General features: G+C 64.6%; 21 protein-coding genes. 5 read left to right on the top strand and 16 right to left on the bottom strand.

Annotated elements, in window-relative coordinates; translation table 11 throughout:
* Positions 1 to 108: 108 nt before the first annotated feature.
* Positions 109 to 516 (bottom strand): flagellar basal body-associated protein FliL, encoded by a 408-nt coding sequence (locus OU419_RS01790; protein WP_254469986.1) that lies wholly within the window; start codon positions 514 to 516, stop codon positions 109 to 111.
* Positions 517 to 672: 156 nt separating this feature from the next.
* Between OU419_RS01790 and OU419_RS01785 the strand changes: the two genes are divergently transcribed.
* Entirely contained in the window at positions 673 to 1,650 is a 978-nt protein-coding gene (locus OU419_RS01785) for an NADPH:quinone oxidoreductase family protein (protein ID WP_254469985.1), read from the top strand.
* A 63-nt stretch (positions 1,651 to 1,713) separates the two neighbouring features.
* Here OU419_RS01785 and OU419_RS01780 read toward each other — a convergent pair whose 3' ends face one another.
* From OU419_RS01780 to OU419_RS01750, 7 genes are all read right to left on the bottom strand, one after another.
* The gene (locus tag OU419_RS01780) at positions 1,714 to 3,237 is read right to left on the bottom strand and encodes a malonate--CoA ligase (RefSeq protein WP_254469984.1); all 1,524 of its coding nucleotides are present in this window, start codon (positions 3,235 to 3,237) and stop codon (positions 1,714 to 1,716) included.
* A 9-nt stretch (positions 3,238 to 3,246) separates the two neighbouring features.
* Entirely contained in the window at positions 3,247 to 4,566 is a 1,320-nt protein-coding gene (locus tag OU419_RS01775) for a malonyl-CoA decarboxylase (RefSeq protein ID WP_254469983.1), read from the bottom strand.
* 30 nt (positions 4,567 to 4,596) lie between these two features.
* Complete coding sequence (locus OU419_RS01770; RefSeq protein ID WP_254469982.1) at positions 4,597 to 6,054, bottom strand: amidase; 1,458 nt, start codon at positions 6,052 to 6,054, stop codon at positions 4,597 to 4,599.
* Between the two features lie 177 nt (positions 6,055 to 6,231).
* Positions 6,232 to 7,266: an ABC transporter substrate-binding protein gene (locus OU419_RS01765; RefSeq protein ID WP_254469981.1), complete on the bottom strand. Its 1,035-nt coding sequence runs from the start codon at positions 7,264 to 7,266 to the stop codon at positions 6,232 to 6,234.
* Between the two features lie 113 nt (positions 7,267 to 7,379).
* Positions 7,380 to 8,186, bottom strand: coding sequence for an ABC transporter permease (locus OU419_RS01760; protein WP_254470350.1), 807 nt, complete (start codon positions 8,184 to 8,186; stop codon positions 7,380 to 7,382).
* Positions 8,186 to 9,109, bottom strand: a complete 924-nt coding sequence (locus tag OU419_RS01755; protein ID WP_254469980.1) for an ABC transporter permease — start codon at positions 9,107 to 9,109, stop codon at positions 8,186 to 8,188. Before OU419_RS01755 ends, OU419_RS01760 begins: the two co-directional genes overlap by 1 nt.
* Positions 9,110 to 9,121: 12 nt before the next feature.
* The gene (locus OU419_RS01750) at positions 9,122 to 10,240 is read right to left on the bottom strand and encodes an ABC transporter ATP-binding protein (RefSeq protein ID WP_254469979.1); all 1,119 of its coding nucleotides are present in this window, start codon (positions 10,238 to 10,240) and stop codon (positions 9,122 to 9,124) included.
* Between the two features lie 228 nt (positions 10,241 to 10,468).
* On the opposite strand from OU419_RS01750, the gene OU419_RS01745 reads away from it, so the two are divergent.
* Positions 10,469 to 11,389: a LysR substrate-binding domain-containing protein gene (locus OU419_RS01745; protein ID WP_254469978.1), complete on the top strand. Its 921-nt coding sequence runs from the start codon at positions 10,469 to 10,471 to the stop codon at positions 11,387 to 11,389.
* 154 nt (positions 11,390 to 11,543) lie between these two features.
* On the opposite strand, the gene OU419_RS01740 is transcribed toward OU419_RS01745, so the two are convergent.
* From OU419_RS01740 to trxA, 4 genes are all read right to left on the bottom strand, one after another.
* Entirely contained in the window at positions 11,544 to 12,512 is a 969-nt protein-coding gene (locus OU419_RS01740) for a CDP-6-deoxy-delta-3,4-glucoseen reductase (protein ID WP_254469977.1), read from the bottom strand.
* A 187-nt stretch (positions 12,513 to 12,699) separates the two neighbouring features.
* Positions 12,700 to 14,166: a 4-hydroxy-3-polyprenylbenzoate decarboxylase gene (ubiD, locus tag OU419_RS01735; protein WP_254469976.1), complete on the bottom strand. Its 1,467-nt coding sequence runs from the start codon at positions 14,164 to 14,166 to the stop codon at positions 12,700 to 12,702.
* A 143-nt stretch (positions 14,167 to 14,309) separates the two neighbouring features.
* Entirely contained in the window at positions 14,310 to 15,572 is a 1,263-nt protein-coding gene (gene rho / locus OU419_RS01730) for a transcription termination factor Rho (RefSeq protein WP_254469975.1), read from the bottom strand.
* 240 nt (positions 15,573 to 15,812) lie between these two features.
* A complete protein-coding gene (gene trxA, locus OU419_RS01725; protein ID WP_084313849.1) occupies positions 15,813 to 16,139 on the bottom strand; it encodes a thioredoxin TrxA in 327 nt (108 codons plus the stop codon).
* A gap of 190 nt (positions 16,140 to 16,329) precedes the next feature.
* Here trxA and ppx point away from each other — a divergent pair, with 190 nt between their 5' ends.
* Positions 16,330 to 17,832 (top strand): exopolyphosphatase, encoded by a 1,503-nt coding sequence (ppx, locus tag OU419_RS01720; RefSeq protein WP_254469974.1) that lies wholly within the window; start codon positions 16,330 to 16,332, stop codon positions 17,830 to 17,832.
* Between the two features lie 302 nt (positions 17,833 to 18,134).
* Here the strand turns inward: ppx and ppk1 are convergent, their stop codons facing one another.
* The gene (gene ppk1, locus OU419_RS01715; RefSeq protein WP_254469973.1) at positions 18,135 to 20,327 is read right to left on the bottom strand and encodes a polyphosphate kinase 1; all 2,193 of its coding nucleotides are present in this window, start codon (positions 20,325 to 20,327) and stop codon (positions 18,135 to 18,137) included.
* A 21-nt stretch (positions 20,328 to 20,348) separates the two neighbouring features.
* Entirely contained in the window at positions 20,349 to 21,362 is a 1,014-nt protein-coding gene (hemB, locus tag OU419_RS01710; protein WP_254469972.1) for a porphobilinogen synthase, read from the bottom strand.
* 232 nt (positions 21,363 to 21,594) lie between these two features.
* Here hemB and OU419_RS01705 point away from each other — a divergent pair, with 232 nt between their 5' ends.
* Entirely contained in the window at positions 21,595 to 22,155 is a 561-nt protein-coding gene (locus OU419_RS01705) for a DedA family protein (RefSeq protein WP_254470349.1), read from the top strand.
* A gap of 3 nt (positions 22,156 to 22,158) precedes the next feature.
* On the opposite strand, the gene OU419_RS01700 is transcribed toward OU419_RS01705, so the two are convergent.
* On the bottom strand, positions 22,159 to 23,397 hold the full coding sequence (locus OU419_RS01700) for a sterol desaturase family protein (protein ID WP_254469971.1): 1,239 nt from the start codon (positions 23,395 to 23,397) through the stop codon (positions 22,159 to 22,161).
* A gap of 152 nt (positions 23,398 to 23,549) precedes the next feature.
* Here OU419_RS01700 and elbB point away from each other — a divergent pair, with 152 nt between their 5' ends.
* On the top strand, positions 23,550 to 24,203 hold the full coding sequence (gene elbB, locus OU419_RS01695; RefSeq protein ID WP_254469970.1) for an isoprenoid biosynthesis glyoxalase ElbB: 654 nt from the start codon (positions 23,550 to 23,552) through the stop codon (positions 24,201 to 24,203).
* Positions 24,204 to 24,260: 57 nt separating this feature from the next.
* On the opposite strand, the gene OU419_RS01690 is transcribed toward elbB, so the two are convergent.
* On the bottom strand, positions 24,261 to 24,731 hold the full coding sequence (locus OU419_RS01690) for a YaiI/YqxD family protein (RefSeq protein ID WP_254469969.1): 471 nt from the start codon (positions 24,729 to 24,731) through the stop codon (positions 24,261 to 24,263).
* Between the last annotated feature and the right edge of the window lie 43 nt (positions 24,732 to 24,774).

The following is a 24,774-nucleotide window of genomic DNA, read 5'->3' as shown; positions in this document are numbered from 1 at the left end:
GCGATCAGCGGAGAATGTCGCTTGATACAGGTCAGGCGCGCTAGGAAAATTCCTACACGCCTGATAGGGCGGGGCCTCGCGCCGGATTCAGCGGGCGCGGAAATCGAATCAGGGTTGGACGATCAGGTTGTTGAACAGCAGATCATCCACCAATGGTTTGCCCTCTTCCTGTTGCAACGCGTCCTGCACCTGTTTCAGCGCTTCCTGACGCAGCTTCTCCTTGCCGTCGACGCTGCCGAGCGACTCGTCGGTCTGCTGGGCAAACAACATCACCAATTGGTTGCGAATCAGCGGTTCGTGGTGTTCGACCTTCTCCGAGGCTTCCTTGCCGGTCACCTTCAGGGCGATATCGGCCTTGAAGTACTTCAGGCGCGGACCACTGCCGTAGTTGCCCACCAGAGCCGGTGTGAGATCGACGAAGATCGGCTTGTTGGCGTCTTCCGGCTTGGCGTCCTCGGACGCAGCCGCAAAGGGGCTGAAGGACAGGACCAGCAACAGGGCGAGGAAAGCTCTCAAGACAATGTCTCCGGGTTCGATGCAGGCAAGGATAGCCAGACTCGCGCCGCCGCCCAAGCTATATCGGGGCATAAGCCGGGACCATTGTGATTTGCCCCCTCGCCCGCTACTCCTACACTGCCCCGATACCTCGGAACCAAGAAGGAAGCCCCTCGCATGAAAGCCGTGCTGTGCAAAGCCTTCGGCCCCGCCGAAAGCCTGGTGCTGGAAGACGTCGCCAGCCCCGAGCCGAAGAAGAACGAAGTCCTGCTGCAGGTACATGCCGCCGGAGTGAACTTCCCCGACACCCTGATCATCGAGGGCAAGTACCAGTTCAAGCCGCCCTTCCCGTTCTCCCCGGGTGGCGAGGCCGCCGGCGTGGTCGGCGCGGTTGGCGAGAAGGTCACCCACGTCAAGCCTGGCGACCGTGTGATGGCGCTGACCGGCTGGGGCAGCTTCGCCGAGGAAGTGGCGGTGCCCGGCTACAACGTAATGCCGATTCCCGATGGCATGGACTTCGCCAGCGCGGCGGCCTTTGGCATGACCTACGGCACCTCCATGCACGCGCTCAAGCAGCGCGCGAACCTGCAGGCGGGCGAGACCCTGCTGGTGCTCGGCGCTTCAGGTGGCGTGGGCCTGGCGGCGGTCGAGATCGGCAAGGCGATGGGTGCGAAAGTCATCGCCGCCGCCAGCAGCGAGGCCAAGCTGGAAGTGGCCAAGGCCGCCGGTGCCGACGTGCTGATCAACTACAGCGAAGGCAGCCTGAAGGACAAGCTCAAGCAAATCACCGGCGGCCAGGGTGTGGACGTGATCTACGACCCGGTGGGCGGCGACCTGTTCGAGGAAGCCTTCCGCTCCATCGCCTGGAACGGCCGCATGCTGGTGGTGGGTTTTGCAAGCGGCACCATCCCATCGCTGCCGGCCAACCTCACCCTGCTCAAGGGCGCCTCGCTGGTCGGCGTGTTCTGGGGGTCGTTCGCCCAACGCCAGCCGCAGGACAACGCGGCGAACTTCCAGCAGCTGTTCGCCTGGTTCGCCGAAGGCAAGATCAAGCCGCTGGTGTCCCAGACCTACCCGCTGGAGCAGGCGGCGGATGCGATCAATCACCTGGGGCAGCGCAAGGCGGTGGGGAAGGTGGTGGTGACGGTGCGCTGATTCCGCGCTCCTACGAAAACAAGAAAGCCCCGCGTCAGCGGGGCTTCTTTTTTCTCCGGAGGTTCAGGAATACAGCCCCTTGAATTGCTCCCGCAGCACATTCTTCTGCACCTTGCCCATTACATTGCGCGGCAGCGCATCGACTACCAGGACCCGCTTGGGCTGCTTGAAGCGCGCCAGCCTGCCGTCCAGCGCGGCGAGTACCTGCGCCTCGGTCGGCGCCTCGCCCTTGCCCGCCACCAGTACGGCGGTGACACCCTCGCCGAAGTCCGGGTGCGGCACGCGGATCACCGCGGACTCGGCCACGCCCGGCAAGGTGTCGAGGATTTCTTCCAGCTCCTTCGGATACACATTGAAGCCGCCGCTGATGATCATGTCCTTGTTGCGTCCGACAATCTGCACGTAGCCACGCTCATCGACGAAACCGATGTCGCCGGTCATGAAGTAGCCGTCCGCGCGCAGCTCCTCGGCGGTCTTCTCCGGCATCCGCCAGTAACCCTGGAACACGTTGGGCCCGCGCACTTCGATCATCCCCGGCTCCCCCTGCGGCAGCAGCGTGGGTTCGGCCCTGGCCGGGTCGGTGATGCGCAGCTCCACCCCAGGCAGCGGGAAGCCTACGGTACCGGCGATGCGCTCGCCCTCCAGCGGGTTGGAGGTGTTCATGCCGGTCTCGGTCATGCCGTAGCGTTCGAGGATGGCCATGCCGGTACGCTCGGAGAAAGCCTTGTGAGTCTCGGCGGTGAGCGGTGCGGAACCGGAGATGAACAAGCGCATGTGCGCCACCGCCTCGCGGGTCAGGCCCGGCTGGTCGAGTAGGCGGGTGTAGAAGGTCGGCACGCCCATCAGCAAGTTCACCTGCGGCAGCAGCTTGAGCATCTGCGCGGCGTCGAACCTGCTCAGGAAAAGCATCGAGCCACCGGCCATCAGCAGGCTGTTGCAGGCCACGAACAGGCCGTGGATGTGGAAGATCGGCAGCGCGTGGAGCAGCCAGTCCTCGCCGGTGATCTGCCAGGCATCCACCAGCGCGCGGGCGTTGGAGACCAGGTTGCCGTGGCTGATCATCGCGCCCTTGGAGCGCCCGGTGGTGCCGGAGGTGTAGAGGATCGCGGCGAGGTCGCTGGAGGCACGCGGCACGTCGGCGAAGCGCCCTGGCTTGCCGTGCACGCGCTGCATCAGCGAGCCGTCGCCGGCATCGCCCAGGGTCTCCACGTGGGCCACGCCGCTGATCTTCGCCAACTCACGGGCCTGGGCCTCGAACGCCGGTGCGCAAACGAACAACGAAGGCTCGGCGTCGTCGAGGAAGTAGCGCAGTTCGTCGCCGGTGTAGCCGCTGTTGAGCGGCAGGTAGACCGCGCCGGCGCGCAGCACGGCGAGGTAGAGCATCACCGTCTCGGGGCTCTTGTCGACCTGCACGGCGACGCGGTCGCCCGGCTGCACGCCAAGCTCCACCAGCGCCTGGGCGAACTGCGAGGTGCTGCGCAGCATGTCGGCATAGCTGTAGCCACCACCGTCCGGGGTGCGGATGAAGGGCTTGGAGAGGTCGCTGGGCAGGTGTTTGCCGACTTCGGCGAAAAGGCTCTGGTTCATGGTGAGGTCCTAGCGTTTTGTTTTCGCCGACAGGGTGGCCAGCTTGCGCACCTCGGGAGAGGCCGCGACCGTGCCCTGGTTGGCGTAGGCTTCGTGGTTCTTTTCGATCTGGCGCAGTTCGTAGCGGTAGTTGACCATCAGCCCGGCGGCCTGGTGCAGGCCGCTGGCGGAGAGGTCGCCGCGCCAGTTCAGGCGCTCCAGACGAGCGCCGTTACCCAGGTGGAAGCGCGCCACCGGGTCCAGCGGCAGGCCGGCGCCGTTCTTGGCATGCAGGAAGTACTCGGCGGCCAGCGCCAGCATCGGTAGCTCGGTGCGCGGCGGTGGCGGGGCGTCGGGCTTGAGCGCCTTGAGCAGCTCGGCGGCGGCCGCACCCAGCCGTGCATCGTCGCCCAGGCCGTCGAGCCAGCGGCGCAAGCCAGGTACCGGCGACAGGGTGACGAACTGGCGCAGGCCGGGAATCTCCCGCGCCAGTTCTTCCACCACCTGCTTGATCAGGAAGTTGCCGAAGGAGATGCCGCGCAGGCCGTCCTGGCAGTTGCTGATGGAGTAGAACACCGCCGTGTCGGGCTCCTCCGCCGGCTGCGCTTGCGCACCGGGCTCCAGAATGTCCGCGATGGCGCCGGGCATCGCTCGGGTCAACGCCACTTCGACGAAGATCAGCGGCTCATCGGCCAGGGCCGGGTGGAAGAAGGCGAAGCAGCGCCGATCCGCCGGCTGCAAGCGGCTGCGCAGGTCGTCCCAGTCCTTGATGGCATGGACTGCCTCGTACTGGATGATCTTTTCCAGGATCGATGCCGGGGTCGACCAGTCGATGCGCCGCAGTACCAGGAAGCCGCGATTGAACCAGGAGGCCAGCAGGTGCTGCAGGTCGTGGTCCACCGCCGCGAGTTCCGGCCTGGCTTTCAACTCCTGCAACAGCACGCGGCGCATGGCAATCAATTCCGCAGTGCCGCCGGGCGCCTGGTTGAGGCGACGGAACAGCTCCTGGCGCGGCGGTTCACTGGCCTCGAACAGCGCGGTGGTGTTGCTCGACGACGGGTCGTCGAGGTAGCGCTGGCAGGCTGCCGCCAGCGCATCGTGGGGTGGCGCGAATTCCTTCAGCAGGATGTCGAAGAAGGTTTTCTGCTGCGCCGGCGGGCAGTCCCGGTAGGCACACAGCACCTGCCGCGCCAACGCCACTCCAGAGGCTTCGCCGTGGCCGGAGACCAGCTTGTGGCAAGCCTGCGCCAGCGCCTGGGCATTGGCCGGCGCGGGTTCGCGCGACTCCAGCAGTTGCCGGCCGCGCTCGCTGATGCTTTGCAGCAGTTCCTGGAAGAAGCTGATATTCATGCGTCCCCCTCAGCTTGTGGAAGATCTCGTTCAGTCACCCGCCAGCAGCGGCGGCGGGCAGCGCCGATACCAGTGCGTGGCCTGCTCGTAGGCGTGGGCCAGTTGCAGCACAGCCATGTCGGCCTGGTGCTTGCCGATTATTTGCAGCCCCATCGGCAGGCCCTGTTCATTGAAGCCGACCTGAACGTTCGCCACCGGGCAACCGGACAACGTGCCGGGGATCACCACCTCCATCCAGCGGTGGTAAGTGTCCATCGCCTTGCCGGCGATCTCCCTGGGCCAGTCCCAGCCCTTGTCGAACGGGAACATCTGGGCGCTGGGCAGCAACAGGTAGTCGTAGCGCTCGAACAGCCGGCAGATGGCACGGTACCAGTCGCTGCGCGCGACAGAGGCGCGGAACACGTCCTGGGCGGAGAGCGTCAGGCCGTTCTGCACTTCCCAGACCGCTTCTGGCTTGAGCAGCCCGCGCCTGGCCGGGTCGGCGTGGATCGCTGCCAGGGACCCCGCCACCATCCAGTGACGCAGGGTGCGCCAGGTGTCCCAGAGGCACTCGGCGGAGAAGCCCAGCGCGGTATCTTCGACATGGCAGCCGATGGCCTCGAAGTCGGCGAACGACCTGCGGCACAACTCCAGCACGCCGCGCTCCATCGGCAGATGGCCACCCAGGTCGCCCAGCCAGCCCAGGCGCGCGCCCTTGAAATCACGCTCAAGCTTGCCGGTGAACTGCTCGCCGCTCTCGGCGATGGACAGCGGCGCGCGCGCATCGCCGCCGGCCTGCACCGACAGCAGCAACGCCACGTCGCGCACGCTGCGGCCCATCGGGCCTTCGTAGCCGAGCTGGTCGATAAACAGGTCGGCGCTGTCATCGAAGGGCACGCGGCCCTGGGACGGGCGGAAGCCGATGATGTTGTTGTAGGCCGCCGGGTTGCGCAGCGAGCCCATCATGTCGCTGCCGTCGGCCACCGGCACCATCTGCAGGGCCAGCGCCGCCGCCGCGCCACCGCTGCTGCCGCCGGCGGTGCGCTCGGGGGCGTAGGCGCAGCCGGTGGCGCCGAAGATCGGGTTGTAGCTGTGCGAACCAAGGCCGAACTCGGGAGTGTTGGTCTTGCCGATGATGATTGCGCCAGCCGCCTTGATGCGCTCGACCATGATGCCGTCACGCTCGGGAACGTAGTCCTTGAACAGCGGCGAACCGAGGGTGGTACGGATGCCCTGGGTCAGGGAAAGATCCTTGATCGCGTGGGGCAGGCCGTGCATCCAGCCGCGGTACTCGCCGCGGGCCAGCTCGGCGTCGCGCTGGTCCGCCTGGGCCAGCAGGTTTGCCGCCGGCTGCAGGCTGACGATGGCGTTGACCACCGGGTTGTAGCGCTCGATCTGGTCGAGGTGCGCCTGCATCACTTCGCGGCAGGATACCTGGCGCAGACGGATGCGCTGGGCCAGTTCGTGGGCCTGTAGCTGGACGAGTTCGTTGTGCGGTTTCTGGCTCATGGAGCGAGGCCTTTTTTCATCAGGGCTTCCCGCAGCGGGAAGATTCAGTCGGGTTCAACGGCCCCGCCGGCTGGCAGGGCGTGTATCGAATATCGCGTTCGCCGGGCCGAACGCCGCCGGCACGCCCACGAGGGTGGACGCGAGCGGCGTCGGCCAATGGCTTTCCCGGTCGGGGGATCAGCGCATCAGGTTGGTCCAGATACGGTCGGCCAGGCGAATCGCGCCTTCGCCGCAAGTCTTGCTGAACACCACCTTGGTGCCCTCGGGGATGTGCAACTCAGGTGCATCCTTGAGACTGGCATCGAGGAAGGGCTCTACGCCCTTGATGGGGCTCTGGTGCTTGAGGAAGTTCTGGGTCATCGCCGAGTTTTCCGGCTGGCTGAGGAAGGCGATGAACTTCCTGGCATTCTCCGGGTGCCTGGCACCAGCCGGGATCACCAGGTTATCCACCCAGGCCATCACGCCCTCTTTCGGGTACAGGTACTTCAGGCTCGACTTCATCTCCCGCGCACGCATCGACGAGCCGCCCCAGAACATCGACATGTCGACTTCACCCGAGGCGAGGTTCTCGCGAATCGAGCCGGCCTTGGAGCTGAAGGTTTTCACGAAGGGCTTCTGGTTCTTCAGCAGGGTGAGCACCTGCTGCATCTGCTTGGGGTCCTCGCTGCACAGGGGGATGCCCAGGTACAGGCTGGCGGTGTCGATCACTTCGCTGGCCGAGTCGAACATGTTGATCCGCCCCTGCAGCTCCTTCGGCGGAGTGAACAGCACCGAGTAGCTGTCCATTGGGCCGCTGTACTTCGCGGTATCCAGCACCACGCTGGTGGTGCCCCAGATGAAGGGTACGGAGTAGCCACCCTCCGGGTCCCAGGACGGTTTCTTCAGGTTGTCCTCGATGTTCGCGTAGTACGGCTGGCTGACCGGGTCGAAGCGCTCCAGCAGTTTTTCCTGCACCAGGATCGGTACGAACTGATGCGAGGGGATGGCTACGTCGTAGCCGGTGCCGCCCTGTTTGAGCTTGGCCAGCAGGGTCTCGTTGGAGTCGTAGGAGTCCACGGTCACCTTGATGCCGGTTTCCTTCTCGAACTTCTCCAGGATCTGTGGCGTGAAGTAGCCGCTCCAGCTCACCACGTTGAGTTGTTCGGCGGCCTGTGCGTTGGCTATCAGGCCCAGTGTCAGCGCAGTACCTACAGCAGCGATCAGTTTGCTCATCTTGTTCTCCGGAATGTGGGCGAAGAGTCCGTTCGGGGCCTGATCGAGCGCAGTCCGGACGAGGCTGTTTCCAACGACGTATGGGCAAGCTCGGACAGGCATGGGGCGGGCTCTCAGGCTTTCTTCTTGCCAAGCAGGTAGGACAGGGTTACGAACAGCACGGAAACGCCAAGGATCAGGGTCGATACCGCGTTCACATCGGGCGTCACGCCCATCCGCAGCAGGCCGAAGATGAAGATCGGCAGCGTGGTGGTTCCGGCCTGGGAGACCATCATCGAGATCACGAAGTTATCCAGCGACACGATGAAGGCCAGCATCAGCCCGGAGACGATCCCCGGCGTCAGCAACGGCAGCGTGACCTTGCGGAAGGTCCGCCAGGGACCGGCGTAAAGGTCGGCGGCGGCGTTCTCCAGGGACAGGTCCATGTCGTTCAGGCGCGCACGGATCGGCAGGTAGGCGAACGGGATGCAGAACACCGTGTGGGCGATGATCAGGTTGCCGTAGCCCAGCGACAGGCCGAGGGTGGAAAACAGCGCCAGGGTGGCGACGCCGACCACGATCTCCGGCAGCACCAGCGGCAGCATGATCGCGCCCATCGACAGCCGCAGGCCCTTGAACCTGGCACCGCGTGAGGTGCCCAGCGCAGCCAGGGTGGCGATGACAGTGGCGATCAGGCTGGCGCACACGGCTATCAGCAGGCTGTTGCCGGCAGCCTGGCGCAACGCCTGGTTGGCGAACGCGGCGCGATACCAGTCGAGGCTGAAGCCGGTCCACACGGTGGCGGACTGGTTGGCGTTGAACGAAAGCACCACCAGAACCACGATGGGCGCGTAGAGGTACAGGTAGAACAGGAAACTCAGCCCGCCGAAGCCGGGGAAGTCCTGTACGCCGAGGCGGCGTTTGCGCAGCAGCGAGAGCATCATTCACCTCCCCGTGCGATGCGCAGGCGCTCGGCGCGCATCGCGTAGAACATCAGCACCAGCATCACCGCCGCCATCAGCACCAGCGATAGCGCAGCGCCGAAGGGCCAGTTCCGCGAGTCGCTGAACTGCCGGAAGATCAGGTTGCCAAGCATCATCTTGGTACCGCCGCCGAGCAGCTCGGGGGCGATCATCGCGCCCAGGCAGGGGACGAATGTGAGGATGGCGCCAGCGAGAATCCCCGGACGAGCGATCGGCAGGACCACCTTGCGCAGGGTGCGGATGCGTCCGGCATAGAGGTCCTGGGCCGCTTCGAGCAGGCGCATGTCCATCTTCTCGAGGGTTGCATAGATCGGCAGCACCACGAACGGCGCGTAGGTGTAGACGAGCCCCAGCAGCACGGCGCCGTCGGTGTAGAGCATGTTCAGCGGCTGGTGGATGATGCCTAGGCTCATCAACGTGCCGTTGACCACGCCAGTACCGCGCAACAGCAGAATCCAGGCATAGGTGCGGATCAGCAGGTTGGCCCAGAACGGCACGGTGATCAGGAAGATCAGCAGGCCGCGACGGTGCGTCGGCTGCATCGCCAGCCATACCGCCACCGGAAAGCCCACCAGCAGGGTGATGGCGGTGGTCGCGGCGGCGATGCCGATGGAACGCAGGGCGATCATCACGTAGGAATCGGCGAAGGCCAGGCTATCGTCGAGCTGGCGCTCGAACAGCAGCGAGACGTAAGCGTCGACGCTGAAATGCGGATTCACCCCGCCATAGGGGTTGGCCTGCATCAGCGAGTAGCCGATCACGATGAAGATCGGCACGATCAGGAACAGCCCGATGGAGACCAGCGCAGGCGACACGCCGAGGAAGCTCCTCAGCGCCTTGCGCCGCTCCAGCGTACCGCCGGTGGTGGATATCTGGTTCATGCTCACCCCCGCTCAGTCCAGCAGGACGCTGGCGCTGCCGGTTTCGAACAGCAGCCCGGCGCGTTGCCCGGCCGCCAGGCGCTGACGCTGGCCGGCGCTGTTGGGCGCACGCACGGTCAGGCGCGTGCCATCGGCGAGGCTGACCTGGTACTGCAGGTCGGTGCCCAGGTAGATCTGTGCAACGACCGTGCAGGGCGTGGCGGCAGGGGTTCCCTCGGCGACCAGTTGCAGGCGCTCGGGACGGATCGACAGGGTGACGTCGGCGCCGGCCTTCAGGCCGTCGCGGGCTTCGGCCTGGATCAGTTGGTCGCCCGGAATGCGGTACTGCGCGCCCTGGCCATCGAAGTTCTCGACGCGAGCCGGGAGGAAGTTGGTTTCACCGATGAAGTCGGCGACGAAGCGGTTGCGCGGACGCTCGTAGATATCGTCCGGGCGACCTACCTGCTGCACTTCGCCCTCGGACAGCACGGCGATGCGGTCGGACATGGTCAGCGCTTCTTCCTGGTCATGGGTGACGAAGATGAAGGTGATGCCGGTCTTGGACTGGATCGTCTTCAGCTCTTCGCGCATGGCCTGGCGCAACTTGAGGTCCAGGGCAGAAAGCGGCTCGTCGAGCAGAAGCACCTTGGGGTGCGGCGCCAATGCGCGGGCCAGGGCGACGCGCTGCTGCTGGCCGCCGGAAAGCTGCGTCGGCTTGCGCTGGGCGAAGCGCTCCATCTGCACCAGGGCGAGCATTTCGCGAACGCGCTCGGCGACCTGCGCCCGGCTCATGCGCTGGCCCATCGGGTGGGATTCCAGGCCGAAGGCGAGGTTCTCGGCGATGGTCATGTGCGGGAACAGTGCATAGTGCTGGAACACTGTGTTCACCGGGCGCGCGAAGGGCGGCCGGTCGGCGATGTTCTCGCCGTAGAGCTGGATTTCCCCGCTGGTGGGGAACTCGAAGCCGGCGATCATGCGCAGGAGGGTGGTCTTGCCGCAGCCCGAAGGGCCGAGCAGGGTGAAGAATTCGTTGTCGCAGATGTCCAGGTCGACGCACTTCAATGCGACGGGACCGCTGGCCGGATCGCCGTAGACCTTGCGCACGGAGCGGATGGAGACCGCGGCCGTCTGCAGGCTGTGCAGGGCACTCATGTAAAACCTCCGGTTCCTTCCCGTCCGCCGCACGATGGCGGCCGGGGGTCTTGTAGTTGTTCTGGCAGGACTAGAGAAACGCCGGATGCAGCGTTGGCCGTGTGTTCGGCTCACATTTCTGGTGGTGCTGCTGGGACGGATAGTCGAAGAAAGGCGGTTGAGCGGAAAGCTCAATTTTCTTACAGTCGATATTAAAAAAACTAACAGCTCACCGCAGAGGCAGTATCGATGTCCATCCAGCGTCTTCCGCCGCTCAATGCCGTCCGCGCATTCGAAGCCGCCGCCCGGCTGGGCAGCTATGTCGCCGCATCGAAGGTCCTGCACGTGACGCAGCCGGCCATCGGCCGCCACGTCAAGCTGCTGGAGGACTGGCTGGGCGTGCAACTGTTCGAGCGCACACCACGCGGGGTGAGTCTCACGCCCGCCGGACAGCGCTACTACGCGAAGATATCCACAGCCCTGCAACAGATCGCCGACGCCGGCCACGAACTGGCTCCCGGCGGCACGGCGCGCTGGCTGAAGATCATGGTGGTACCGGCCTTCGCCAAGCGCTGGCTGATGCCGCGCCTGGAGAGCCTGAGGCAACTGCGCCCGGGCCTGAAGGTGGCAGTGGAACCGAACCCGACCTTCACCGAGGTGGACGGCAAGACTGCGGACCTTGGCATCGTCTACGGCCTGCCGGGCATCTACCCGCAATGCCGCACCACGCTGATCCGCCCGGCCGTGTTTCCAGTCTGCTCACCCTCCTACCTGGCCGAGTACGGCCCGCTGGCGAGCGCGCAGGACCTGGCGCGGCACGAGCTGATCCATGTGGACGACGGCGAATGGTGGAACCTCTGGCTATCCACCATCGGCCTGGACCTGCGGGTAAGCCCGGACGTGCTCTACGTCAGCAACGATCACGCACTGTCCATGGCCGAGTCCGGCCACGGCATCGCCCTGGCCAACCAGGTCCTGGTCAAGCACCAGCTCGCCGCGGGCACGCTGGTGCGCCCGCTGCCCGAGGAAGTACCACTGGAGAGCTATCAGCTGCTGCTGCCCACCGGCGCGATCGGCGCCGACGTGGCGTGGTTCGAGGAGTGGATTCGGGCGGCGTTGCAGGAAGAGTTCTCGCCACGCGCGGCCCACATGACTGATTCGACCGAATAGTCGGGCGCACAACGCGCCAGCGTTATCCGCCCCACGAAACTACAGGGGAGTATCCTCCGGGAACGCGGGGTTGAGTCGGCTGCATGGCCAGGCGGGGCGCCGAAGACAGTGCGACCGGCACGGCGAAGCGCTCCAACGACGCCAGGCGCTTGAGTCAGCCGCGCGGGGCGTAGGCGAACACGTCGGCGCGCATCTGGTGCGGGTCCATGCCTGCCGCCACCAACGCATCGAGGGTGCCATAGACCATCGCCGGCGAGCCGCTGGCGTATACGCGCAGGCCCGAGAGGTCGGCGAAGTCTTCGCATACGGCCTCGTGCAGCAGCCCACAACGTCCCTGCCAGCCGCAGAGGTCGCTGACAATCCTGTGCAGATGCAGATTGGGCACGCCTTGCCACTGCTCCCAGTGCGGCAGTTCGTAGAAGTCCTCCGGGCGGCGCACGCCCCAGTACAAATGCACCGGATGGGCGAAGCCGGAGGCGCGGCAATATTCGATCAGGCTGTGCATCTGCGCCATGCCGGTGCCTGCTGCGATGAGCACCAGCGGCCCATCCGGGAGGTCGGCCAGGTGGGCGTCGCCGAATGGCATCTGCACGCGGGCGAAGCGGTCGCGCTGCAGTTGCGCCACCAGGTCGATGGCGCTGCTCTCGCGGGCCAGGATGTGCAGTTCAAGGTCCCGCCCTTCCTGCGGTGCAGAGGCCAGGGAGAAGGCTGCGGGGTCGCTGCCGTCGCGCTCGATCAGCAGGTACTGGCCGGCGTGGTAGCGTGGCGGCTTGCCGGCCGGCGCGCGCAGGCGTACGCGCCAGACGTCGCCGCCCACCGGCTCGCAGAGGGTCAACTGGCAGGACAGCTTGCGCACCGGCAGTTCGCCGGGTGCGAGCACGCCATCCCAGTGCAGCACGCAGTCTTCCAGTGGCTCGGCCAGGCAGGTGAAGAGTTCACCGTGGTCGCGCACCTCGCCATCCTGGCGCACGCGGCCTTCCACCAGCAGCGCCGCGCAGATGTGGCAGTTGCCGTTGCGGCAGCTTTGCGGGCACTCGTAGCCCAGGCGCCGCGCTCCGTCGAGGATACGTTCCCCGGGCCGCAGATCGAGCTGGGCGCCGGATGGTTGCAAGGTCACTTTCAAGCGCTGTTCTCGTTCTTTTAGATTGGAGCTGTCGCCGGTTACACCGCAGGATGGCGTGGAGCGAAGCGATGCCCATCATTCCCGACAGCCTGGGTATCGCCTGGGCTAGCGGAACACCGCCCGCACCATCCTGCAAAAACGCCTCCGTGTTTCCCGCACGCCACAGCGAGCCAGGCTGCCCCGGGAATCAATCGATGCCCAGGCTCGCCCAGATCTCGTCGACGCGGCGGGTTACCGCCGGGTCCTTCTCGATTACCCGGCCCCATTCGCGGCTGGTCTCACCCGGCCACTTGTGGGTGGCGTCCAGGCCCATCTTCGAACCCAGCCCGGAAATCGGCGAGGCGAAGTCGAGGTAGTCGATCGGCGTGTTATCGATCATCACGGTGTCGCGCTTGGGGTCCATGCGCGTGGTGATGGCCCAGATCACGTCGTCCCAGTCGCGGGCGTTGATGTCATCGTCGGTGACGATAACGAACTTGGTGTACATGAACTGTCGCAGGAACGACCAGACACCCAGCATCACGCGCTTGGCATGCCCGGGGTACTGCTTCTTCATGGTCACCACCGCCATGCGGTAGGAACAGCCTTCGGGCGGCAGGTAGAAGTCGGTGATCTCGGGGAACTGCTTCTGCAGGATCGGCACGAAGACTTCATTCAACGCTACGCCAAGGATCGCCGGCTCATCCGGCGGACGGCCGGTGTAGGTGCTGTGGTAGATGGGTTTCTGCCGGCGAGTAATGCGCTCGACGGTGAACACCGGGAAGCGGTCCACCTCGTTGTAGTAGCCGGTGTGGTCGCCGTACGGGCCTTCATCGGCCATCTCGCCGGGGTGGATCACGCCCTCGAGGACGATTTCGGCACTGGCGGGCACCTGCAGGTCGCTGCCGACGCACTTCACCAGTTCGGTCTTGTGCCCGCGCAGCAGGCCGGCGAAGGCGTACTCGGAGAGAGTGTCCGGCACTGGCGTCACGGCGCCGAGGATGGTCGCGGGATCCGCCCCCAGGGCCACGGCCACGGGATAGGGCTTGTCAGGATGCTTCTGGCACCACTCGCGATAGTCCAGCGCGCCGCCCCGGTGGCTGAGCCAGCGCATGATGACTTTGTTGCGCCCGATCACCTGCTGGCGGTAGATGCCGAGGTTCTGCCGTTCCTTGTTCGGCCCCCGGGTAACGGTCAGGCCCCAGGTGATCAGCGGCGCGACGTCGCCCGGCCAGCAGGTCTGCACCGGCAGCTTGGACAGGTCGACATCCTCGCCCTCCTCGATCACTTCCTGGCACGGCGCATCTTTCAGGACCTTGGGCGCCATGCTGATGACCTTCTTGAAGATCGGAAGCTTGGACCACGCGTCCTTCAGCCCTCTGGGCGGCTCGGGCTCCTTGAGGAAAGCCAGCAGCTTGCCGATCTCGCGCAGTTCGGAAACGTCCTCGGCGCCCATTCCAAGAGCCACGCGCCCGGGCGTGCCGAACAGGTTGCCGAGCACGGGAATGTCGTAGCCAGTAGGCTTTTCGAACAGCAGGGCCGGGCCCTTGGCGCGCAGGGTGCGGTCGCACACCTCGGTCATTTCCAGCACCGGGGATACCGGGGCCTGGATGCGCTTGAGCTGTCCGCGCTGCTCCAGGGCAGCGATGAACTCGCGCAGGTCGCGATACTGCATGAGGGTCTCGATGGCGGCAGGATGATGCGACAGTCTACCGCCTATCGCCGCCTGGCAGAAACACGAAGGCCGGGTTTCCCCGGCCTTGTGGCATTGCTGAAGCGAGTCAAGGTGACAACGGCAGAACAGTTTTGCCGGCGACTTTACTTGCTGCGCTTCATCGAGTCGAAGAACTCGTCGTTGGTCTTGGTCTGCTTGAGCTTGTCGAGCAGGAATTCAACCGCGGCGATCTCGTCCATCGGGTGCAGGATCTTGCGCAGGATCCACATGCGCTGCAGCTCTTCCTCACCGGTGAGCAGCTCTTCGCGACGGGTGCCGGAACGGTTGATGTTGATCGCCGGGAACACGCGCTTCTCGGAGATGCGGCGGTCGAGGATCAGCTCCATGTTGCCGGTGCCCTTGAATTCCTCGTAGATCACTTCGTCCATCTTCGAGCCGGTTTCGATCAGCGCGGTGGCGAGGATGGTCAGCGAGCCGCCTTCCTCGATGTTGCGCGCGGCGCCGAAGAAGCGCTTGGGCTTCTCCAGGGCATGGGCGTCGACACCACCGGTGAGCACCTTGCCGGAGCTGGGGATCACGGTGTTGTAGGCACGGGCCAGGCGAGTGATGGAGTCGAGAAGGATGATCACGTCCTTCTTGTGCTCGACCAGACGCTTGGCCTTCTCGATCACCATTTCGGCGACCTGCACGTGGCGGGTCGGCGGTTCGTCGAAGGTGGAGGCGACCACTTCGCCGCGCACGGTGCGCTGCATTTCGGTCACTTCTTCCGGGCGCTCGTCGATCAGCAGGACGATCAGGTGGCACTCGGGATTGTTGCGGGTGATGTTGGCCGCGATGTTCTGCAGCATGATGGTCTTGCCGGCCTTGGGCGGAGCGACGATCAGGCCGCGCTGGCCCTTGCCGATCGGCGAGCAGAGGTCGATTACCCGACCGGTGAGGTCTTCGGTGGAGCCGTTGCCGGCTTCCATGGTCAGGCGCTTGGTCGGGAACAGCGGGGTCAGGTTCTCGAAGAGAATCTTGTTCTTCGCGTTCTCCGGGCGATCGAAGTTGATCGAGTCGACTTTCAACAGCGCGAAATAACGCTCGCCTTCCTTCGGCGGACGAATCTTGCCAACGATGGTATCGCCCGTGCGCAAGTTGAAGCGCCGGATCTGGCTGGGCGAGACGTAGATATCGTCGGGACCGGCCAGATAGGAGGAGTCGGCGGAGCGCAGGAAGCCGAAGCCGTCCTGGAGAATCTCCAGCACGCCGTCGCCAGAGATTTCCTCACCGCTCTTCGCGTGCTTCTTGAGCAGCGCAAAGATGATGTCCTGCTTGCGCGAACGAGCCATGTTTTCCAGGCCCATGGCATCGGACATTTCCAGCAATTCGGCAATCGGCTTTTGCTTGAGTTCGGTCAGATTCATAGAAGGGACGTAAATACGCTGAAAGGGGAAAAGGGAACAAGCGTGATGCTTGAAGAGCCGTGCCGTAGATGACGGACAGGATCGCTTGGAATTCGAATAGGAAGTGCGTCGGCGACGGCTTGCAGGGGACAACGAAACAATCGTTGTGTGCCCGAATTTAACACCCGACTCGGGGAGCGTCTAGAGGGAAAAACAAAAAAGCCCCGCCAGAATGCGGGGCCTTTCGAACGACTTCGACAATCAGATGTTGCTGTCGAGGAAGGCTGCCAGTTGCGACTTGGACAGCGCGCCGACCTTGGTCGCTTCGACGTTGCCGCCCTTGAACAGCATCAGGGTCGGGATACCGCGCACGCCGTACTTCGGCGGGGTGTCCTGGTTCTCGTCGATGTTCAGCTTGCAGACCTTCAGCTTGCCCTGATAGTCCTTGGCGATCTCGTCGAGTACCGGGGCGATCATCTTGCACGGGCCGCACCATTCGGCCCAGTAGTCGACCAGCACAGGACCATCGGCCTTCAGCACGTCCTGTTCGAAGCTGGCATCGGTAACATTGACGATATGTTCGCTCATGTATTCTCTCCGTCAATCGGATGCGAAAAAGTGTCCGCCATCATAGCCCGCCTCGGCCCGCACCGAAAGGCGCAGCTGATTGAGTGTATCTATCGCTGGCGCGGCGCCTGCTGATCAGTGACACCCCCTTCATTGGCACTAACTGCCTAAAATGGCAGGATACCTTCCGTATTTTTCCGGACCTCCCCCTATGCCTCATACCCCAGCCAAAACCTTTCCGATGATCGCAGCCATTGACCTGGGCTCGAACAGTTTCCACATGGTTTTGGCGAAGGCCGATCACGGTGAGATCCGCATCCTTGAGCGGCTGGGCGAGAAGGTCCAGTTGGCGGCAGGCATCGGTGAAGACCGCCTGCTGACCCCCGAGGCCATGCAGCGCGGCTACGACTGCCTCAAGCAGTTCGCCCAATTCATCAATGGCATGCCGCCCGGCTCGGTGCGGGTAGTGGGTACCAACGCCCTGCGCGAGGCACGCAACCGCGCCGAATTCATCCGCGTCGCCGACCAGATTCTCGGCCACCCGGTGGAGGTCATCTCCGGGCGTGAGGAAGCACGCCTGATCTACCTGGGCGTATCGCATACCCTGCCGGACAATCCGGGCAAGCGCCTGGTCGTCGACATCGGTGGCGGCAGCACCGAGTTCATCATCGGCCAGCAGTTCGAATCGCAACTGCGCGAAAGCCTGCAGATGGGTTGCGTGAGCTTCACCCAGCGCTACTTCAAGGACGGCAAGATCACCCCGGCGCGATACGCCCAGGCCTACACCTCGGCCCGCCTGGAGCTGATGAGTATCGAGAACAGCCTGCGCCGCCTGGGCTGGGACGAAGCGGTCGGCGCCTCGGGCACCATCCGCGCCATCTGCCTGGCGATCCAGGCCGGCGGCCACGGCAACGGCGAGATCAATCCCGAGGGGCTGGCCTGGCTCAAGCGCAAGATGTTCAAGCTGGGTGAGGCCGAGAAGCTCGACATCGACGGCATCAAGCCGGATCGCCGGCCCATCTTCCCGGCCGGCCTGGCGATCCTCGAGGCGCTGTTCGATGCCCTCGAACTGACCCGCATGACGCACTCCGAGGGCGCGCTGCGCGAGGGTGTGCTCTACGATCTGCTTGGCCGCCACCACCACGAGGACGTCCGCGAGCGCACCATCGGTGCCCTCATGGAGCGCTACCACGTCGACCCGGAACAGGCCGCGCGCGTCGAAGCCAAGGCCCTGGAGTCGCTGGAGCAGGTCGCCGACGCCTGGGAACTGAAGGACGAATGGCACCGCGAACTGCTGATGTGGGGCGCGCGCGTCCATGAGCTGGGCCTGGACATCGCCCATTATCACTACCACAAGCACGGAGCGTACCTGCTGGAACACTCAGACCTGGCCGGCTTCTCGCGCCTGGACCAGCAGACCCTGGCGCTGCTGGTGCGCGGCCACCGCCGCAATATCCCGGTCGACAAGTTCAACGAGCTGGGCGACGAAGGCGACAAGCTGATCCGCCTGTGCGTCGTACTGCGCTTCGCCATCCTGTTCCACCACATCCGCGGCACCCAGCAGATGCCGGAAGTGAGCCTCAAGGCTGCCGACAAGTCCCTCAGCGTGCGCTTCCCGGACGGCTGGCTGGCCGCCAACCCGCTGACCCAGGCGGACTTCGAGCAGGAAGCCGACTGGCTCAAGCGCGTGGGTTACTCGCTCAACGTGAGCTGATCCCGGGCCCGATGCGCAAAGGCCCCGGGGTGCAGGCACCGGGGCCTTTTCGTTCCCGCATCGGCCGGCCTGCAACCGCGGAGCTGCCGTAGGAAGATCGGATGCCGGAATCCCAAGCGAGCCGCTGGATGGGTACCGCATGCCCCACACATCCTACTGCGACGGCCCAGACAGTCGATGCGACCGTACCCCGGGCTCCACGCAACAGCCCCCCGGCTTGAGTGGCAATCGGCAAGGGCCAACACACGTCAAAGAAAAAGCCCCGCCGCATGGGCAGGGCTTTCGCCATCACGCTGGCCGAATCAGCGCGAATTGATCACCGGCGTGCACAAGCGCTCCAGCAGCGTTGCCTGGGCGTTACGGGCGTTCTGGTTGCCACTGGGGCTCTGGCGCACATAGCTGCCATCGGCCTGCAGCACCCACGCCTGGGTGTTGTCGGTGAGGTAGGACTCCAGTTCCTTCTTCACCCGCAGCACGAGCTTCTTGCCCTCGACCGGGAAGCAGGTCTCGACCCGCATATCGAGGTTGCGCTCCATCCAGTCGGCGCTGGAAAGGAACAGCTTTTCGTCGCCGCCATTGAGGAAGTAGTAGATCCGGCTGTGCTCCAGGAAGCGACCGATGATCGAACGCACCTGGATATTGTGCGACACCCCTGGCACCCCTGGACGCAGGCAGCACATGCCGCGAACGACCAGATCGATCTTCACGCCGGCCTGGCTGGCCTTGTACAGCGCACGGATCACCTTGGAGTCGGTCAGCGCGTTGACCTTGGCCATGATGTGCGCCGGCTTGCCTTCGGCAGCCTGGGCAGCTTCGCGGTTGATCATCTCCAGCAGGTTCTTCTTCAAGGTGAAGGGCGCGTGCAGGAGCTTCTTCATGCGCAGCGTCTTGCCCATGCCGATCAACTGGTTGAACAGCTTGTGCAAGTCCTCGCACAGCGCCACGTCGGCGGTCAGCAGGCTGTAGTCGGTATACAGGCGGGCGTTGCCGGCATGGTAGTTGCCGGTGCCCAGATGCGCGTAGCGACGCAATTCGCCGTCTTCGCGACGGAGAATCAGCATCATCTTGGCGTGGGTCTTGAAACCGACCACGCCGTAGATGACCACCGCGCCAGCCTGCTGCAGGCGGCTGGCCAACTGCAGGTTGGATTCTTCATCGAAGCGCGCGCGCAGCTCGATCACCACGGTGACTTCCTTGCCGTTGCGCGCCGCTTCCACCAGCGCATCGACGATCTCGGAGTTGGCGCCGGAGCGGTACAGCGTCTGCTTGATCGCCAGCACGCTGGGGTCCTTGGCGGCCTGGCGCAACAGGTCGATCACCGGGGTGAAGGACTCGAACGGGTGCATCAGCAACACATCGAGCTTGCCCAGGACGTTGAACAGGTTTTCCTTTTTCTGCAGCAGCTTCGGAATGGTCGGCGTGAACGGCGGGTTCTGCAGCTCCGGGTGGCTGGCCAGACCGGTGACGCTGAACAGGCGCGTCAGGTTGACCGGGCCGCTGACCTTGTACAGCTCGCTCTCGGAGAGACCGAACTGCTTGAGCAGGTAGTTGGACAGGTGCGTCGGGCAAGTATCGACCACCTCAAGCCGCACCGCATCGCCATAACGACGGGAGAACAGCTCGCCGCGCAGCGCGCGGGCCAGGTCCTCGACGTCCTCGGCATCCACCGACAGGTCGGCGTTACGGGTCAGGCGGAATTGGTAGCAGCCCTTCACCTTCATGCCGTGGAACAGGTCGTCGGCATGGGCGTGGATCATCGAGGACAGGAACACATAGTTGTCGCCGGCGCCGGCGACTTCCTCCGGCAAGCGAATGATCCGCGGCAGCGAGCGCGGTGCCGGGATGATCGCCAGGCCCGAGTCGCGGCCGAAGGCGTCCAGGCCTTCCAGCTCGACCATGAAGTTCAGGCTCTTGTTCACCAGCAGCGGGAACGGGTGGGTCGGATCGAGGCCGATGGGCGTGATGATCGGCGCGATCTCGTCACGGAAGAAGCGGCGGACCCAGGCCTTGATCTTCGGCGTCCAGTAGCGGCGGCGGATGAAGCGGATGTCGTGCTTGGCCAGCTCCGGCAACAGGATGCCGTTGAGGATGCTGTACTGGCGGGCGACCTGTTCGTGTACCTGCTCGCTGATGCGTGCCAGAGCCTGGTGCGGCAGCAGGCCGTCGGCGCCGGCCTGTTCGCGGGCGAAGGTGATCTGCTTCTTCAGACCGGCGACGCGGATCTCGAAGAACTCGTCGAGGTTGCTGGAGAAGATCAGCAGGTACTTCAGGCGTTCCAGCAGCGGATAGGACTCATCCAGCGCCTGCTCCAGCACGCGGATGTTGAACTGCAGCTGCGAGAGCTCGCGATGAATGTAGAGGGCACTGTCATCCACGTTGATCGCAGGAGCGGCCACCTCCGGGGGCGGAGGCGTCGCCTCGGTGGTCTCGGCCACTACGACGTCGGTTGTTTCAGCTTCGAGGAGTTCGGTTTCGCTAAGGCCTTCGGTATTCATCGCAAGTCTCGTCGATGGGGGTCAGCCCCCCTTTTTCAATTGTTCTGCAGCACGTTTGGCGAAGTAGGTCAGGATGCCATCAGCGCCGGCGCGTTTGAAGGCCAGCAGCGACTCCAGAATGACCGCTTCGCTGAGCCAGCCGTTCTGGATGGCAGCCATGTGCATCGCGTATTCGCCACTGACCTGATAGACAAAAGTTGGCGCGCGGAATTCGTCCTTGGCGCGTCGAACGATGTCGAGATACGGCATGCCCGGCTTGACCATGATCATGTCGGCGCCTTCGGCGAGGTCGGCATAGATCTCGTGCAGCGCTTCGTCGCTGTTGGCCGGGTCCATCTGGTAGGTGGCCTTGTTGCCCTTGCCCAGGTTGGCGGCCGAGCCGACCGCATCGCGGAACGGGCCATAGTAGGCACTGGCGTACTTGGCCGAGTAGGCCATGATGCGCACATTGGTGTGGCCGGTGGACTCCAGGGCCTCACGGATCGCGCCGATGCGGCCGTCCATCATGTCCGAGGGGGCCACGACCTGGGCACCGGCTTCGGCGTGAGACAGGGCCTGCTTGACCAGCACATCGACGGATACGTCGTTCAGTACGTAGCCATCTTCGTCGAGGATGCCGTCCTGACCGTGGCTGGTGAAGGGGTCCAGGGCAACATCGGTGATGATGCCCAGTTCAGGGAAGCGCTCACGCAGGGCGCGGGTGGCGCGTTGAGCGATACCGTCGGGGTTGAAAGCTTCGGCGCCGTCGAGGGACTTCTTCTCCAGCGGGGTCACCGGGAACAGCGCCAGCGCCGGGATACCCAGCTCCGCCAGCTCTTCGGCTTCCTTGAGCAGCAGGTCGATGGACATGCGCTCCACGCCCGGCATCGACGGTACCGCTTCACGCTGATTCTTGCCGTCGAGAACGAACACCGGAAGGATCAGGTCGTTGGTGGTCAGCACGTTCTCGCGCACCAGCCGGCGAGAGAAGTCGTCACGACGATTGCGACGCAGTCGGGTGAAGGGGAAGGCACGATCGGCGGGAATGAAGCTCACGGTGTACTCCAGGGCCTGAACAGCAGGCACAGTGTGACAGTTATAGGCTGGGATTATGACCGATTGGTAACAACGCGTAACAGTGACTCAAGGTCGCGGCATCCTGACGCACCGCTTCGCCAGCGCTGAACAGCCACGTGGAGTTGCCCCAGGTCAGTGGCGCCGACTGGGATACCTTCCCCCGGAGCGACAACCGAGTTAGGCTGCGCGTTCATTTCGCTGCGTTGCCTCGATAATGCTCCAACAATTCCTGCAGGATTTCGGCTATCTCGCACTTTTCCTCGGTACGTTCTTCGAGGGCGAGACCATTCTGGTACTGGCTGGATTCCTCGCATTCCGCGGCTACATGCAGCTGGAATACGTGATCGCCGTCGCGTTCATGGGCAGCTACGCGGGCGACCAGCTCTGGTACTTCCTGGGCCGCCGCCACGGACGCAAGCTGCTGGCGCGCAAGCCGCGCTGGCAGCAGATGGGCGACAAGGCGCTGGAACACGTCCGCCGCCATCCCGACCTGTGGGTGCTGAGTTTCCGCTTCGTCTACGGCCTGCGCACCGTGATGCCGGTAGCCATCGGCCTGTCGGGCTATCCGCCAGTGCGCTATCTGCTGCTGAACGGTATCGGCGCCATCGTCTGGGCCTCCGTGCTCGGCTCGGCGGCCTACTACTTCGGCAGCGTGCTCGAAGGCGTGCTGGGCAACATCAAGAAGTACGAGCTGATAGTTCTCGGCGGCCTGATCGTCATCGGCCTGCTGCTGTGGGTGCGCCGGCGCTACAAGAGCGCCAGCAAAACCTGACCATCAGGCGGCCTGGGGCTGCCGTTCAGCGCGCCGCAGGCCCAGCAGACCGATGAAGCTGAGCAGGGTATAGACCGCCAGTGCCCACCCCGCCCACTGCGGTAACGCAATACCGCCGACCAGCGCCAGCCCCGCAACAGCCGGCAGGTTGAGCACCAGGCGCAGTACCTCCACCCGCAGCGCCCAGGGACGATTCTCCAGCCAGCAACCGATGGCGTACAGTCCGAACGCCATCCACGCCCAGCCGATCGTCAGCGGCAGCAACCGCCAGTGTTCCCCCACGCCCAGCAGCCAGGTGCCGATCAACACGTAGGTGCCAAACTGCAGCCCTGCGTACCACTGCCGAGCCCGCCCCAGCGGCACATCGAACTTGCGGAAAGCCGCCAGGTCGGGCTTCTCCATCGGATAGCGCTGAGCCACGTCGTCCGGGCGCCAGCCCGTACGCATGAACCAGATGCGCAGCTTGTCCCGCAAGCTGCCAGCACGGCGGGCATCGTTCCACAGGTGCGCATAGACCTGCAGGTTGGCCCACAGCGGGTTCCAACTGACCAGCGGCACGGTGACGCCGAACACCACCGGCTCCTCATCCAGCTCTTCCTGGAAAGTGCCGAACAGACGGTCCCAGAGGATGAACACACCGCCATAGTTGCGATCCATGTAGACCGCATTCTGTGCGTGGTGCACACGGTGGTTGGACGGTGTGATGAACACCCACTCGAACCAGCCGAGCTTGGGAATGTGCCGGGTGTGCACCCAGAACTGATACAACAGGTTCAGCGCGGCGACGGTAAGGAACACCACTGGCGGCACGCCAGCCACCGCCATCGGCAGGTAGAAGATCCAGCCGAAGATGAAGCCTGTACTGGTCTGCCGCAGAGCAGTGGAAAGGTTGTAGTCCTCGCTCTGGTGATGCACCGAATGGGCCGCCCAGAGCACGTTGCGCTCGTGGCCCAGACGGTGGTTCCAGTAGTAGCAGAAGTCGTAGAAGACGAAGGCGAAGACCCACACCCACAGGCTTGCGGACGACAGTTCGAACACCGCCAGATGTTGCCAGGCGATGGCGTAGGTCACGACGCCCAGCCCTTTGGTCAGCAACCCGCTGGTGGTGGACAGCACCCCCGCGCTGAGGCTGTTCAGGGCGTCGCTCAGGCGATACGTCTGCATGCCACGCCAGCGGTCGGCGAGCAGCTCGATGCCGATCAGGAGGAAAAAGAAGGGTACGGCGAAGAGGATGTAGTTCATGGCGCGGCCGAGTCGTTATGCTTGTGGGAAGGCCTTGGGGTCAGCGGACCTCATATCGATCCTAGCCCCTACACTCGCGCCGGCCCCGACCGCCGGCGACAACCCGGGCGGCATATCGCGACACGCCCGGCCCTCTCGAACAGGAGCAGTCCATGCAAAAGAAAGTTGCCGTTATCCTTTCCGGCTGTGGCGTCTACGACGGCGCGGAAATCCATGAAAGCGTGATCACCTTGCTGCGCCTTTCCCAGCGCGGAGCCAAGGTGCAGTGCTTCGCACCGGACATCGCCCAGCACCATGTACTGAACCATCTCACCGGCGAGGAAATGGCCGAAAGCCGCAACGTGCTGGTGGAATCCGCGCGCATCGCCCGTGGCGACGTGAAGGACGTGCGCGAAGCCCGCGTCGAAGACTTCGACGCGCTGATCGTTCCTGGCGGCTTCGGCGCAGCCAAGAACCTCAGTGACTTCGCCTTCAAGGGCGACCAGTGCGAAGTGCAGCCCGACGTGCTGGCCCTGGCCAAGGCCTTCGCCGCCGCGAAGAAACCGGTCGGCCTGATCTGCATCGCCCCGACCATGGCCGCGCGCATCTACGGCGCCGGCGTGGAATGCACCATCGGCACCGACGAGGGCACCGCCCAGGCGCTGACGAAGATGGGCGCCAAGCATATCGATTGCGCCGTAGAAGATATCGTCGAGGACAAGGACCACAAACTGGTCACTACCCCGGCCTACATGCTCGCACAGTCCATCGCCGAGGCCGCCAGCGGCATCAACAAGGCGGTCGACCGGGTGCTGGAGCTGGCCTGAACGGCCCGCTGAACGCAAAACGCCCGGCATTGCCGGGCGTTTTCGTTTCAGCTCGGATCAGCCTTTGCGGCTCTCCGCTTCGCGCATCAGACGCGTCAGCAGCCGGTCCAGGCCGTTTGCGAAGGCCTGGCGATCCTTGTCGCCGTAGGGCGCCTGCCCGCCGCCCACCTGGCCCTGCTCACGCAGGTCGGTGAACAGATTGCGCACGGCAAGACGCTCGCCCATGTTCTTCTGGTCGAACTCGCGGCCACGCGGGTCGAGCGCATCGACACCCTTCTTCACCAGCCGGTCGGCCAGCGGCACATCGCTGCAGATCACCAGGTCGCCAGGCTCGGCCTGCTCCACCAGGTAGTCGTCCGCCGCATCCATGCCGCTCTCCACCACGATCAGCCGGACCCAGGCGAACCGCGGCTTGACCTGAGCCTGACCGGCGACCAGGACCACTTCCAATCCACGCTTGTGGGCGAACTTCACCACCAGATCCTTGGCCGCTCGCGGGCAGGCGTCAGCATCGATCCAGATACGCATCAGAAAATCTTCCTTCCAAAAGCACGACGGCCAGTATCGCACT

The organism is Pseudomonas triclosanedens (genome assembly GCF_026686735.1).
GTDB lineage: Bacteria > Pseudomonadota > Gammaproteobacteria > Pseudomonadales > Pseudomonadaceae > Pseudomonas > Pseudomonas triclosanedens.
The sequence above is the reverse complement of the archived record's forward strand: the minus strand, read 5'-3'. Positions and strand labels throughout refer to the sequence as shown.

Excerpts from the sequence above, each read along its gene's own strand:
- OU419_RS01780 (WP_254469984.1), bottom strand. The coding sequence starts at position 3,237 with ATGAACCAGAGCCTTTTCGCCGAAGTCGGCAAACACCTGCCCAGCGAC.
- OU419_RS01755 (WP_254469980.1), bottom strand. The coding sequence starts at position 9,109 with ATGAACCAGATATCCACCACCGGCGGTACGCTGGAGCGGCGCAAGGCG.
- ppk1 (WP_254469973.1), bottom strand. The coding sequence starts at position 20,327 with ATGAATACCGAAGGCCTTAGCGAAACCGAACTCCTCGAAGCTGAAACA.
- OU419_RS01770 (WP_254469982.1), bottom strand. The coding sequence starts at position 6,054 with ATGAGCCAGAAACCGCACAACGAACTCGTCCAGCTACAGGCCCACGAA.
- OU419_RS01765 (WP_254469981.1), bottom strand. The coding sequence starts at position 7,266 with ATGAGCAAACTGATCGCTGCTGTAGGTACTGCGCTGACACTGGGCCTG.
- OU419_RS01690 (WP_254469969.1), bottom strand. The coding sequence starts at position 24,731 with ATGCGTATCTGGATCGATGCTGACGCCTGCCCGCGAGCGGCCAAGGAT.
- OU419_RS01750 (WP_254469979.1), bottom strand. The coding sequence starts at position 10,240 with ATGAGTGCCCTGCACAGCCTGCAGACGGCCGCGGTCTCCATCCGCTCC.
- OU419_RS01785 (WP_254469985.1), top strand. The coding sequence starts at position 673 with ATGAAAGCCGTGCTGTGCAAAGCCTTCGGCCCCGCCGAAAGCCTGGTG.
- elbB (WP_254469970.1), top strand. The coding sequence starts at position 23,550 with ATGCAAAAGAAAGTTGCCGTTATCCTTTCCGGCTGTGGCGTCTACGAC.
- OU419_RS01775 (WP_254469983.1), bottom strand. The coding sequence starts at position 4,566 with ATGAATATCAGCTTCTTCCAGGAACTGCTGCAAAGCATCAGCGAGCGC.
- ppx (WP_254469974.1), top strand. The coding sequence starts at position 16,330 with ATGCCTCATACCCCAGCCAAAACCTTTCCGATGATCGCAGCCATTGAC.
- trxA (WP_084313849.1), bottom strand. The coding sequence starts at position 16,139 with ATGAGCGAACATATCGTCAATGTTACCGATGCCAGCTTCGAACAGGAC.
- rho (WP_254469975.1), bottom strand. The coding sequence starts at position 15,572 with ATGAATCTGACCGAACTCAAGCAAAAGCCGATTGCCGAATTGCTGGAA.
- OU419_RS01700 (WP_254469971.1), bottom strand. The coding sequence starts at position 23,397 with ATGAACTACATCCTCTTCGCCGTACCCTTCTTTTTCCTCCTGATCGGC.
- OU419_RS01760 (WP_254470350.1), bottom strand. The coding sequence starts at position 8,186 with ATGCTCTCGCTGCTGCGCAAACGCCGCCTCGGCGTACAGGACTTCCCC.
- ubiD (WP_254469976.1), bottom strand. The coding sequence starts at position 14,166 with ATGCAGTATCGCGACCTGCGCGAGTTCATCGCTGCCCTGGAGCAGCGC.
- OU419_RS01745 (WP_254469978.1), top strand. The coding sequence starts at position 10,469 with ATGTCCATCCAGCGTCTTCCGCCGCTCAATGCCGTCCGCGCATTCGAA.